Genomic DNA, 12,569 nt, shown 5'->3' with positions numbered 1-12,569 from the left:
CTGGAGCTGTTCCGCTGGCTCTCGTACTACAACCGGCGCCGACGGCACTCCAGCCTCGGCTACCGCACTCCGATCGAGTTCGAGCGGCACCTCACCACAACGCGTACGCTGACACTCGTCGCGGCATGAACCGGTGTCCACTCCCCGGGAGCAACCTCAGAGCGCACCGATCCTGACATCATGGCCAACTATGCGGCAGCCGAGCAGATGGCCGTGTACCTGAAGGTCGTAGCCCAGGACGAGGACGGCGACTTCTACGGGTACTGGCTGCACCCGCAGCAGCAGGAGGACCAGAATCCGCCTCCGCTCATCAAGGTCGACACGGAGTTGACCTACAACGTAGGGCGGTGCGCCTCATTCACGCGAGCGCTGGCCCAAGGCGGCCCGGGACGAGGACCGGGTCCCCGAACTCTGGCCGAACGCCTGCGCCTGACCACCAGGGAGGCCATGCGGCCGGGACCGTGGCGGCCGCCACCAAGGAGTGAATCGGTCGGGCGCAGGGCGCGCTCAGGTCCCGGTCCGCGGCCAGGCGCCGTACTGTCAGGACCGCGGAGGGTGGCGGCGCAACCCACCACTCCCACCTCGGCCCGGCCACGGGTGCCCCTACTCACCCGTGGCCGGGCCGAGTCCCGCCACGACGAGTTATCTGGGGTTCCTAGATTATTTGAGCAGGTCAGCGGGGCATTTGGAGTTGCCAGGGATGTAAGGCACGTAGTCGAGCCTCCGATGCGACGTGTCCTGTGCGGCCTACGTTTTCCATGCACTGTCACCGTGGCCTTCATCCGCCTGCGGCTCAGCCCAAGATCGGGCAGGCAGATAAAGCGGTGGTCGTCTGATTGGCTTCCCTGCCACGATCTGGGTGTGACCACGTTGTTCCTGATGGTCGGCCTGCCAGGAGCCGGAAAGACCACGCGGGCTCGGCAGCTCGCCGCGGAGCACGGCGCGCTGCGCCTGACGCCCGATGATTGGATGATTCCCCTGTTCGGCGAGGCGGAGGCGGACGGGAAGCGCGACGTGTTGGAGGGGCGCATGCTCTGGCTCGCCTTGGAGGCGGTCAAACTGGGCACCAATGTCGTCGTGGACTACGGATGCTGGTCACGGGACGAACGGTCTGCGATCCGCTGGTTGGTGGAGGCCGAGGAGGCGTGCTTCCGCATGGTCTACCTGCCGGTGGACGATGAGACCCAGCGCGCCCGTATCGCTCATCGCTGGGCGACCGCCCCAGAGGAAACGTTGCCGATGTCGGAGGCTGACATCCTGCATGGGCGGGCGCATTTTGAGGAGCCCGACGCGGCGGAGCTGGAGGGCCGCGGGACCGCCGGCCCGCCGCCCGACTGGGTAGGTTGGCGGGAGTGGGCGGCCGCCAGGTGGCCGTCGTTCGCGTGACTGCTGCGGCCTACGACAACGCAGCCGTAGCGGGCGTGCCCGCACCAGCCTGAGATGTTCTCCACTGGGCAAGAATTGACGTTCATTCCGTCAGCTTCGTTCAGCGCAGGGCTGTCGGTGGGCGCCCCACTCATCCATCGTGAGGAGACCTGGCTTGACTGTCTCGTGGGATCTGCTGATATCCACCGCAGGTGGTGTCACCGCAACGGTCGTGGGCGTCATCGCCGGCGGTGTCGTCGGGCGTCGCGGCCAGCACCAGCAATAGCTGCAGGGGACGCAGACCGCCGCCTACGAGAAGTTCCTGCAGGCGTTCGGGGCTGTGGAGGCGGAACTGCGCGAGGCATTCCTCGACGAGCGCAGGCCCGCCGTCGACTGGGTGCCGTTCGTGGCCGCCCAGCACTCGGTCAGCCTCGTTGCCGACCCGGCGACCAGCGCAGCAGCCGAGCGGGTCTGCGAGATCCTGGAGGCTTCACCATCCTCTTCCATGGTCGTCAGCCGACCGACCTCGAAGAACTGCGGCCGATTCATACCGCGCTGGGTGAGGCCCACCTGAGCTTCGTCAATGCGGCCCGCTGTTCCCTTGCCCCGTCCCAGCGGCGCCTGGACCGATCACTGGGCGGCCCCTCGCCCTGGCGGGGCGTCGAGTCCTTCTACACCCGACCTGACAGAAGCCTCGACTGAGCCTTGGCAGAGCGTCCGACTGGGCGGACGTTCTGGGCCGCTCTGCCCGATTGTCAGCGGACTGGCGCACCGCCGGGGAGCCTCGCTCGTTTCGCTGCCTGCCGACGCCACCCAAGCCGTCACCCGATCGGTGCCTGCGCTGAAAACGCTCAGTGCCGGCGGTTGCAGGCGGGTGGCCGGTGGAGCTGTGCGGCGGTCCATGGTCCACGACAGCGAAGAACCCCAGCTGGCGGGCGGCTGGGGTTCTTCGGCTGGGTGGGTAGCGGGTCAGCGCTGCAGGGTCAGCAGGCCCGGCCGGTACGGCAGCTTCAGGTAGTCGGGGCTGGTCGCGTTGGGGTCCCTGCCCTGGTAGAGGAACTGCAGGGGTCGATGGTCATGGTCTGGTCGGGGTTGGTGCGGACCAGGTCACCGTGGCTGATGTCGTTGGTCCAGGTGGCACCGCTGTTGGCCTTGCCCGCGAAAGGGGCGCTCTCGCTGCCGGCCTGGAGGGTCCACGGACCGTTCGGGCTGGAGGCCGTGAACGACCGGAAGAAGCGCCCGCCTGCGCCCTTCGCCTTGACGATCATGAGGTACTGGTTCAGGCGACCCGCATCCAACCGGCTGCGCGGACTGCTCGCCCAGACCCCGTACCTGGTGCGAGTGCTCGGACCAAGGCTCGACCACCCAGCGATGCCGACCCTGCTGGAACGGTTCGGATCACCGGCCGCCGCGGAAGGCCGGACGCGCTGGCTGATCGGCGTTGCCCGGCCTGATTCCCGCGCATGTTCGAGCGCCTCGTCATCGTCCCAGGCACCGAGGCGGTCGCGCTGGCCGTGCTCAGCCTGGCCGGCTCACTGGGAGCTGCCCCGACGACTCTCGCGCCGCAGCGTCCGGGTCAGCTCTGGTCGGGCAGCCGGGGCGTGGGGCGGCCGTTGACGTTCGGGTCGGCGGTGGGTGCGCCGGGCACCGCACCAGCCGAGGTCGCTGTGGGCGCCGCGGAGTGCTGGAGGGACCGTAGGATGGCCAGTCCCTGGCTGGCGATGCCGGCCGCGATCTGGCTCACCCCGTCGGTGCCGTTCAGGACAGTCAGATCGGCGCCCGCCATGCCCCGGGCCGCCGCGTCGGCGAGTGCGGGCAGGTTCTCCACGATCCGGTTGGCCGCGATCAGCTCCTGGTTCCCGTCCCGCAGCGACGCCGCGCGGGCGGCGTTGGCGTCCGCCTGGGCCTGGGCCAGGGTCCGCTCGGTGTAGGCACTGGCGTCGGCCTCGAACTTCACCCGATCACGGTCCGCCTCGGCGAGCGTCCGCTTCCGGTAGGCCTCGGCGTCGGCGGGGCGCCGCACCTCCGCCTCCAGCCGTTGCGCTGTGAGTGCCGCATTGCGTTGTGCGAGGGCGGTCTGTTCCTCGGTGACCTCCTGGGTGGCTCGTGCCGCGGCGAGTGGCCCGGCCTGTGCGGCGCGCGCCCTGGACTGCTCGGTCTGCGCGAGAAAGCCGGCGCGCTTGATAGCGGTGTCCCGCTCGTATTCGGCCTTGAGCGCGGCGGCCTGCTGCTCCCGTTCGCTCGCCTCCTGGTCGGCCTTGGCCTGGGCGATCCGGGCCTGACTGGCCACCGCCGCCGCGTGCGGCGCGGCGAGGTTGTTGATGTAGCCGGTGGCGTCCTCGATCTCCTGGATCTGCAGGGCGTCCACCACGATTCCGAGTTTCTCCATCTCGCCGTGGCTGCCGGCCATGACTTCCTGGGCGACGCGGCTGCGCTCCCGGATGATCTGTTCCACCGTCAGCCCGCCGATGATGGAGCGTAGGTGGCCTGCGAAGATCCGGCCGACCAGTTCCTGCATCTGGTTCTGCTCGGACAGGAAGCGCCGGGCGGCGTTGGCGATCGACACGGCGTCGTCGCCGACCTTGAAGACGCAGACCGCGCGGACGGTGAGCTGGATTCCCTGCTGGGTGACGCAGTCCTCGGCGATCTCCGACTCCTGCAGGGCCAGGGACAGCATGCGGACCTTCTGCTTGACGGGAAGGACGAAGCTTCCGTGGCCCGTGACGATCCGGAACTGTGTGTCCTGTGACTGCCGTTTGGAACCGGAGATGAGCATGGCCTCGTTGGGCGCGGGCACGTGCCAGAACAACATGACGAACCACCTGACCTGCAACAGGATGGACGAGACCGCGGGGCCCTCGGGTTCAGGGCGGCAGCGGCTCGACAAGTACCGACCGGGCGGAGATCGTGTCGATCACGACCACCCGGGTGTGGGCCGCGATCGGCCCGCCGGACCAAGCCGCGAACGCCTCCGACCCGCCGCGCAGACCGACCAGCACCTCGCCCGGCCCGTCGGCGGGGATCGGCACCGTCACCCGTCCGACGGCTCCGACCGGGCTCTGGCGGGAGCTATCGGCCGCGTACATGGCACCTTGTGCCGTGCGGCACGACGGCGCTGTGAGCGGCCGGAAAGCGAACGGCCACGGGTTGTACTCCTCCTGGAGGCCGGGCCTCCGGTCGAGTCCTTCGGTCGGATGCCTGGGAGCAGCGCGTGCGGCGCGACCGCCCCGACCCCTCCCACGGTACTCCGGCCGCAGCAGAGAGGCGTCGGGCCCCTGGCTACTGGCGGGCCATGTGCATCCGCAGCTCACTGGGGGCGTCGACGATGAGGTCGCCGGAGATGTCAACGGTGACGCTGTGCAGAGTGCCGGTGAAGCGGAACGGCGCCCGGTACTCGGGGGTGACGGCCGAGCCGGGGTTCGCGCCGCAGCACATGCCGCCCGGGTTGAAGGCGACCGGCGTGGTGAATGGCATCTCGGTCTCACCGACCAGGTGTCCGTCGACGTACAGCTGGGCCAGGCCGGGTGCGCCCTTGCCGGCTGCGATGTCCGGGGTGCCGGTGGGCTCGAACTCGAAGCGCAGCGAGTGCCGGCCCTCGGTCAGCGGCTCGGCCGAAGCCACGTGGTACAGGGTGCGGTGGACGTAGTTGTGAGCGTAGTGCAGGTGGTTGTCCTTGACGTACAGGGTCCAGCCGCCGGAGTTGGTGCCCTGGCAGAGCAGGACGCCTTCGGCGCCGCCCGGCGGGATCTCGACGTCGGCGGTGACGCTGTGCGGGCGGTTGAGGACGCGGGGGGCGACGGCGGCGGGCAGGACCTGGGTGCCGGGGCGGAAGGTGTAGCTGGTCCGGGCCGCGGTGATCTGCGGGCGTTCGGCCATCATCCGCTGCAGGACGCTGCCGTCGATGGGCAGCACATTGTACCGGCCGGCCTCGACGTACCACTGGGCGATCATCTCGATCAGTTTGCTGCGGTGCTCTTCGGCGAGGTTCCTGGTCTCGGCGATGTCCTTCTCGACGTGGTAGAGCTCCCAGTGGTGGGCGTCGAGGTCGTCCAGGTCCGCCATGGTGATCGGGGTGCCGAACGGCCGCGCGGCTTCAGTGAAATTGGGGCCGGGCCAGGGGCAGACGGCGCGCCAGCCGTTGTGGTCGATCGCCCGGTGGCCGAGCATCTCGTAGTACTGGGTGCGGTGGCGGGTGGGGGCGATCGCGTCGTCGAAGGTGTGGGCGAAGCTGACGCCGTGCAGGGGTGACTGGGTGACGCCGCGGATGGTGGCCGGCGGTTCGATGCCGAGCACGTCGAGGACGGTGGGGACCATGTCGATGATGTGCGCGAACTGGTGGCGGATCTCACCGCGGGCCCGGATGCCGGCGGGCCAGTGGACCAGGAAGGGGTCGCTGACACCGCCGCGGTAGGTTTCCCGCTTCCACCGCCTGAAGGGGGTGTTGCCGGCCCAGGTCCAGCCCCACGGGTAGTGGTTGAACGTGGTCGGCCCGCCGAGCTCGTCGATCCGGGCCAGGCTCTCCTCCAGCGGCTCGGGCGCGTTGTTGAAGAACTGCAGCTCGTTGGTGGTGCCGGTGACCCCGCCCTCGGCGCTCGCCCCGTTGTCGGAGACCACCATGATCAGCGTGTTGTCGAACTCGCCGGTCTCCTTCAGGAAGTCCAGCAACCGCCCGATGTGGTGGTCGGTGTGGGAGAGGAACCCGGCATAGACCTCCATCATCCGCGCGGCCAGCCGCCGCGCGTCGGGCGTCAGCGACTCCCAGGCCGGCACGTCCGGGTCGTGCGGGGACAGCTGCGCATCCGGCGGCACGATGCCCAGCTGCTTCTGCCGGTCGAAGGTGCGGTCGCGGTAGGCGTCCCAGCCGTCGTCGAACCGGCCCCGGTACCGGTCAGCCCACTCCTTCGGGACATGGTGCGGGGCGTGCGTTGCGCCGGGGCACAAGTGCAGGTGGAAGGGCTTGTCCGGGGCGACCTGCTTGGCGTCCGCGATGAACGACATCGCCCGCTGGGCCAGGTCCTCGGTCAGGTGGTAGCCCTGCTCGGGGGTCGCCGGCGGTTCGACCTGGTGGTTGTCGTACACCAGGTCCGGGTACCACTGGCTGCTGTCCCCGCCGAGGAAGCCGTAGAACCGCTCGAAGCCCCGCCCCAGCGGCCACCGGTCGTACGGCCCGGCCGCCGACTCGTGCTCGGAGGGCACCAGGTGCCACTTGCCGACCATGTACGTGTTGTAGCCCTGCTGCAGGAGCATCTCGGACAGGAAGCCGTTCTCGAACGGCACCTGCCCGTTGTAGCCCGGATACCCGGTGGCGACCTCCGTGATCGCCGCCATTCCGTTCGCATGGTGGTTGCGACCGGTCACGATGCACGAACGGGAGGGCGAGCACAGCGCGGTGGTGTGCATGTTGGAGTACAGCAGCCCGCCCGCTGCGAGCGCGTCCAGGTTCGGCGTCTCGATCGGGCTTCCGTAGCACCCCAGCTGCCCGTATCCGGTGTCGTCCAACACGATCAGCAGCACGTTCGGCGCGCCCGGCATCGCCCGCACCGACTGCGGCCACGCCGGACTCGACTCGTCCGTCGTCCGCCCGATCACCCCGGGAAAGGGCTGCCCCGGCTTGTACTCATTCCAGGATTCCTGCGACATGCCCGGGACTCCGTTCCGCGGCGCGCACCGGCGTACCGGCCGGCACCGAACGCCGTACAGCGATGAGGTGAACGGCGTCGCAGCCGCACGAGTGTGCACCGGACCCCGGCGGTCATGCTGTGTCCGCGGGAAACGGATGATGCCGGTACTCGCCCGGCAGACGGTGGAATCGGGACCTGCCGTACTGACCACGGCACCTGCTTCCACGCTAGGTCGCGGCCCCCACCGCCGCCATCCAGCCGGACCCGAAATCCTTGGGACCCGTCCCATCCCCCTACGGAGGGAGATCGAACATGGTGCGGGCCGATGCCCGGCGCCCACGGCTGCGCGGAGGCATTGCGCACCGTGCCGACCGCTTTCGTTCGGCGCCCCGCCTGTCAGTACGGAGTGCCCTCGTGCCGTTCGGGCCCGGGAGGCGGGTGCGGCCGGCAGATCCAGAGCTGGAGGTCGAGCTCGGGTGGCTGACCGGGCAGGTGCGGGCGCATGCGGCGCCCGCGACCGGCACGGCTGGCCCAGCAGGCGATGACCGCGGTGGTCCGAGGGCCAGCGGGTCGTGCCTGTCGGGCGGGTGTGCATGGCGTTTGATCAGATGCCTGCGGTCCGCCGGCGCCATAGGTGTCGCCGGTGTACAAGCGGACCATTCCCGCGTCGGCGAGCCGCTGCAGACCAGTGCGGACGATCAGCGGCTGGCCGCCCAGGACCCGGGCGGCCAGGCGCAGCGGAACTGCACACTGTGAATGACACGGTCTGTCGCGCATCGGCGGCGAGGTCCACAGGCAATCCCGTAACCCCTTTGACCGTGCGGGATCTGCTGGGCCTTGAGTATCCACGGCAGGGTCCGGTCTCCGGTGAGGTGACCTCGGAGTTCACCGGGGTCACCTCGGGAGACGCGGCCACCCGACGGCCGGATCGTCGGCAACCGGCGCAGCCGCCCTGGCGGTGGTGGTCCGGCGGAGGCCTGCGGGTCAGGTGTGCAGGAGGCTGTTGCGGCCGTCGTGGCCGTCGGCGTTGTCCTCGTCGAACCAGTAGTCGCCGTGGGCGAGGTAGCGGAAACCCAACTGCTGGTCGTGGGGGAGGGGGACGGTGACCGCGCGGCTGCCGTCGGGACGGGGCGTCAGCGGGTGTGCACCGGGCCGCCAGTCGTTGAAGTCGCCCACCACGCTGGCCTCGCCCGCCGGATGGCCGGCGGGCAGGATGAACGTGATCTCGGTGTGCTTCTTGGTGCGGGTACGCTCCAGCATCGGTCTGATCACTCCTGATGTGAGGAAGATGTCCGTCTCGATCCTTGCGCGCAGGCGTGGTGGGAGCCCGGTGTTGACGGTCCGACCGGTCCGGTTGTCACCTGGGCGCAGCAACGCCGTGAGCCGAGCGGTCGGGCAAACGTCAGGTTCTCGCCGTGGCCCGCCGCACGATCGTCGGCGCCGCACAGAAATTGCAGGACGGGTGGTCGGCCGGTCCGGCGTGCTTGTCGCCTCGTACCGGCAGGTGATCGCCGCCTTCCCGGACGACGGCGGCTCGCACGCGGCTGCCAGGGCCACCTCGGCAGACGCGCCGCGCCGACCGCGACGGCCTCGCTATTGCGGTACAGCCGCTGCCGGACAGGACACCGCCGACATCTCCGACGCCTCCGGCTCACCTGCCCTGCGGCGGGCCGTGGCGGTGCCTACTGTGGAAGCCGGGACGCACCGTTGTGCCCGTTTGTGGTCGCGGCGCGTTCACGGCGGCGCGCCCGCACGGGGCGGCGGCCGTCCGGCAGGGCGAGCGAAAGCGGCCTGATGGATCCGGAGGACGAAGCGCGGTCGGATGTTCCCGACCGAGACCATCGACTTGACGACGAGATGGATCGGCTCGTCGGGCGTCTGCGGGACCTGGCCCGCGCCCAGGACCGCTTCCAGGACCTGCTGGACGCGGTGATGGCGGTCGGCCGGGAGCTGGAGCTCCCCGTCGTGCTGCGGCGGGTGATCACCACCGCGATGGGCCTGGTCGACGCCCGCTACGGCGCGCTCGGCGTGCTCAGCGAGGACGGCGAACACCTGGAGGCCTTCATCCCCCTCGGGCTGAGCGAGAGCGAGGTGGCGGCCCTGGCCGGGGTCGCCCTTCCGCAGGGCCGCGGACTCCTGGGGCACCTCATCGACCACCCCGAACCGCTGCGCGTCGCGGACATCGGCGCCCACCCGCACGCCGTGGGCTTCCCACCGGGCCACCCGCCGATGCGCACCCTCCTGGGAGTGGCGGTCACCTCCCGCGGCCGCGTCTACGGCAACCTCTACCTCACCGAGAGGCGCGACGGCCGGCCGTTCGACCGTCACGACCAGGACATCGTCGTGGCGCTCGCCGGAGCGGCCGGCCTCGCGATCGAGAACGCCCGCCTCTACCGGCGGGTCCGCGCCGGCGCCGAGTACTTCCAGCGCCTGCTGCTGCCCAGCCTGCCCGATGTGACGCCCTTCTCGGTGTCCGCGATCTACCGCCCCGCCGCGGCCCCGAACCAGGTCGGCGGCGACTGGTACGACGCCCTGGTGCTTCCCGACGGCGTCCTGGCCCTGGCCATCGGCGACGTCGTCGGCCACGACCTGAAGGCCGCCGCCACCATGGCGCAGACCCGCAACATGCTGCGCGCCCTGCTCTACGACCGTCGCACCCCGCCCAGCGCCGTCCTCACCCAGCTCGACCGCACACTGGACGCGATCACCGACAACCCGATCACCACCACCTGCCTTGCCCGCGTCGAACCCGCCGACACCGGCTGGACGCTGCACTGGAGCACCGCCGGACACCCGCCCCCGCTCCTGATCGGCCCCGACGGCACCGCCCGGTACCTTCATGCCGATCCGGGCCTGCCGCTCGGCGTCGACCCGGACGTGCCACGCCCCGACCACACGCGCCCGCTCCCCGCAGGCAGCACACTCGTGCTGTACACCGACGGCCTGGTCGAGCACCCCGACCACCTCCTCGACACCGGCCTCGCCGCCCTCGCCCGCATCGCCGCCGCCCACGCCGACCTGCCCCTGGACGACCTGTGCCGGACGCTGGCCGACTCCCGCCCGGGCGACGGCCGCGACGACCTTGCCCTTCTGGCCCTGCGCACCCCACCGGAGCCCCTTCCCTGACGAGACCGGCGACCTCACCGCACCCCTACGCCGCGGGCTTCGCACGCAGCCACGACGAGGGCATGAGCGCTCACTCCGACACCGTGCCCGTGCCCGTTGCGCTCTGCGGGCGGGAGCTTCGCCCGCCTGCGCCGACCGAAGCTCCCGCGAGCTGCGCAGCCGCCCGGGGCCGGCACTGCGCCGACCGGCTGACCGCCGCGGCAGGTTCGGCGGCCGTTTCTCCGGGGACTGGGACGACACGGCCATGGCATCTCGGGCAGGCACCGGAGAGAGCCCGGCGGGGGCGGGGCTTGTTCTGCTGACGCTCGCCGCCGGACAGTTCCTGATGGCGCTGGACAGCTCGGTCATGAACGTTTCGATCGCGACGGTGGCCGACGACGTGGGCACGACCGTGACCGGGATCCAGGGGGCGATCACCGCCTACACGCTCGTGATGGCGATGTTCATGATCCCGGGCGGCAAGATCGGCGCGATCATCGGCCGCAAGCGCGCGTTCCTGATCGGCTGCGTCATCTACGGCTGCGGATCCCTGACCACGGCGCTCGCCCCGAACCTCACCGTGCTCCTGATCGGCTGGTCGTTCCTCGAAGGGATCGGGGCCTCGCTCATCCTGCCGGCGATCGTCGCCCTCGTCGCCGGTAACTTCGCCACCGAACGCCGGCCCGCCGCCTACGGACTCGTCGCCGCCGCGGGCGCCATCGCGATCGCAGTCGGACCGCTCATCGGGGGGAGTCGCCACGACGTACTTCTCCTGGCGGTGGGTGTTCGCCGGCGAGGTCGTGATCGTGCTCGGCATCCTGCTGCTCGCCCGCCGCGTCGCGGACGCACCGGTCGACGAGCGACACCGCATCGATCTCCTCGGCACCGTACTCTCCGCCGCAGGCCTGGGGGCCTTCGTTTACGGCGTCCTGCGCTCCGACGAGTGGGGCTGGTTCCGGCCGAAGCCGGACGCGCCCGCCTGGCTCGGCATCTCGCCGGTCGTGTGGCTGATGCTCGCAGGCATCCTGCTGGTCTGGCTCTTCCTGCGCTGGGAGACCCGCCTCGTGGCCCAGCACAAGGAACCGCTCGTGGACCCGGCGCTCCTTCAGAACCGGCAGCTCACCGGCAGCCTGACGATGTTCTTCTTCCAGTACCTCGTGCAGATGGGCGTGTTCTTCGTCGTACCGCTCTACTTGTCGGTCGCCCTGGGCCTGTCCGCGCTCCAAACCGGCGCCCGCCTCCTGCCGCTCTCGCTGGCCCTCCTGGCCGCCGCGGTCCTGATCCCCAAACTGCTCCCGGACGTCTCGCCGCGGCGGGTGGTGCGGCTCGGAATCCTCGCCCTGCTGGCGGGCGCGGTGGCCCTGCTGGCCGCCCTCGACGCGGACGCGGGCGCGGAAGTCGTCACCGTCCCGCTGCTGCTGATCGGGCTCGGCATGGGCGCACTGGCCTCCCAGCTCGGGTCGGTCACCGTGTCCGCCGTCCCGGACGAGCAGAGCGCCGAGGTGGGCGGCGTCCAGAACGCGGTCACCAACCTCGGGGCCTCGATCGGCACGGCACTTGCCGGGTCGATCCTGATCGCCGCACTGACCTCCTCGTTCCTGACCGCCATCGAGCAGAACCCGGCGGTCCCGGCCGAGGTCACGAGCCAGGCGAGTGTCGAACTCGAAAGCGGCGTGCCCTTCCTGTCGGACGCCCAGGTCGAGACCGCACTCGACGAAGCTGGCACCAGCCCGGAGCTCATTCAGGCCGCGCTCGACGCGAATGCGGCGGCGAGACTCGACGGCCTTCGCGCCGCACTTGTCATCCTCGCCCTCAGCGCACTCCTCGCACTGTTCTTCACCGGTCGGATCCCCGCCACCCAGCCCGGCTCAGGGAAGACGTAGCGCGGTTCGGGGGCCGAATCGGCGGTGGGGTGCGCTGCCCCCGGGGGCACGTCCTGCGCAGCCGGAGCCTTCGGCACCGCCGTCGCCGCAGATGCCGAGCCCTCCAGCGCGCCGTAGCTGTGCGAGACCCACGGGGCGATAGGCGCTGCTGTGACGGCAGCTCGCCCGCAGACGGCGCGGGGCATGGGTGCCAAGCGGCGAAACGGGCAGCTCTTCGATACATGACCAGCGGGCGTCGGTACTCGTCGGCGTGCTTCTGCCTCTGCCTCGGCTGTCGCCCGGCCGGCGGACCGGGACCGTGCCTACGACATCGGGGGAATGACCCCGGAATCCGTGCATGGGGACGGCGATGTCTACGGGGTCCCTGCTGCCCCGTGGGGTGCCGGTGGGTGAACGGGCTTGGCCGGGAGCGGGGTGTCCGGGGGGCTGCGTCGGGGGAGCGGCGGCGGCGGTCGCCTAGATGCAATACCGGTGACTTTGGTGGGCATTGGTCGTTGGACGGGGTGTGCCAAGGCCCGGTCAGGTGAAGTCGTCGGTGGGTGAGCGGTTGTCGGATCGGATCGCGTTGGGGGTACTGACCCGTGCGTTCCCTTCG

8 protein-coding genes and 3 pseudogenes are annotated in these 12,569 nt (G+C 70.5%); 6 read left to right on the top strand and 5 right to left on the bottom strand.

Features of this window, described 5'->3' with window-relative positions:
• The 3 genes from AB0442_RS39755 to AB0442_RS39745 all read left to right on the top strand — a co-directional run.
• Nucleotides 1-129, top strand: a 129-nt coding sequence (locus AB0442_RS39755; RefSeq protein ID WP_366168395.1) for an integrase core domain-containing protein, incomplete at its 5' end; no start/stop codon positions are given.
• Nucleotides 130-861: 732 nt separating this feature from the next.
• Nucleotides 862-1,386 (top strand): ATP-binding protein, encoded by a 525-nt coding sequence (locus AB0442_RS39750; protein WP_366168394.1) that lies wholly within the window; start codon nucleotides 862-864, stop codon nucleotides 1,384-1,386.
• Nucleotides 1,387-1,705: 319 nt separating this feature from the next.
• Nucleotides 1,706-1,939, top strand: a complete 234-nt coding sequence (locus tag AB0442_RS39745; protein WP_366168393.1) for a hypothetical protein — start codon at nucleotides 1,706-1,708, stop codon at nucleotides 1,937-1,939.
• 395 nt (nucleotides 1,940-2,334) lie between these two features.
• Here the strand turns inward: AB0442_RS39745 and AB0442_RS39740 are convergent.
• A pseudogene (locus tag AB0442_RS39740) lies at nucleotides 2,335-2,645 on the bottom strand (non-reducing end alpha-L-arabinofuranosidase family hydrolase); the annotation flags it as partial.
• On the opposite strand from AB0442_RS39740, the pseudogene AB0442_RS39735 reads away from it, so the two are divergent.
• A pseudogene (locus tag AB0442_RS39735) lies at nucleotides 2,628-2,775 on the top strand (IS110 family transposase); the annotation flags it as partial. The pseudogenes AB0442_RS39740 and AB0442_RS39735 overlap by 18 nt on opposite strands.
• A 166-nt stretch (nucleotides 2,776-2,941) precedes the next feature.
• Here the strand turns inward: AB0442_RS39735 and AB0442_RS39730 are convergent.
• The 4 genes from AB0442_RS39730 to AB0442_RS39715 all read right to left on the bottom strand — a co-directional run bounded on the left by AB0442_RS39730 (nucleotide 2,942) and on the right by AB0442_RS39715 (nucleotide 8,246).
• Nucleotides 2,942-4,177, bottom strand: coding sequence for an SPFH domain-containing protein (locus AB0442_RS39730; protein WP_366168392.1), 1,236 nt, complete (start codon nucleotides 4,175-4,177; stop codon nucleotides 2,942-2,944).
• Nucleotides 4,178-4,229: 52 nt separating this feature from the next.
• Entirely contained in the window at nucleotides 4,230-4,451 is a 222-nt protein-coding gene (locus AB0442_RS39725) for a hypothetical protein (protein WP_366168391.1), read from the bottom strand.
• A 193-nt stretch (nucleotides 4,452-4,644) separates the two neighbouring features.
• Nucleotides 4,645-7,005, bottom strand: coding sequence for an arylsulfatase (locus AB0442_RS39720; RefSeq protein ID WP_366168390.1), 2,361 nt, complete (start codon nucleotides 7,003-7,005; stop codon nucleotides 4,645-4,647).
• A 965-nt stretch (nucleotides 7,006-7,970) separates the two neighbouring features.
• On the bottom strand, nucleotides 7,971-8,246 hold the full coding sequence (locus AB0442_RS39715; RefSeq protein WP_366168389.1) for an isoamylase early set domain-containing protein: 276 nt from the start codon (nucleotides 8,244-8,246) through the stop codon (nucleotides 7,971-7,973).
• A gap of 597 nt (nucleotides 8,247-8,843) precedes the next feature.
• Here AB0442_RS39715 and AB0442_RS39710 point away from each other — a divergent pair.
• Both AB0442_RS39710 and AB0442_RS39705 read left to right on the top strand, forming a co-directional pair.
• A complete protein-coding gene (locus tag AB0442_RS39710; RefSeq protein ID WP_366168388.1) occupies nucleotides 8,844-10,112 on the top strand; it encodes a GAF domain-containing SpoIIE family protein phosphatase in 1,269 nt (422 codons plus the stop codon).
• Nucleotides 10,113-10,356: 244 nt separating this feature from the next.
• Nucleotides 10,357-11,974 (top strand): annotated as a pseudogene (locus AB0442_RS39705) (MFS transporter).
• Nucleotides 11,975-12,569: the final 595 nt, after the last annotated feature.

This window comes from Kitasatospora sp. NPDC085895 (genome assembly GCF_040702125.1).
Classification (GTDB): Bacteria; Actinomycetota; Actinomycetes; order Streptomycetales; family Streptomycetaceae; genus Kitasatospora; species Kitasatospora arboriphila.
This window is presented reverse-complemented; position numbering and strand designations above follow the sequence as displayed.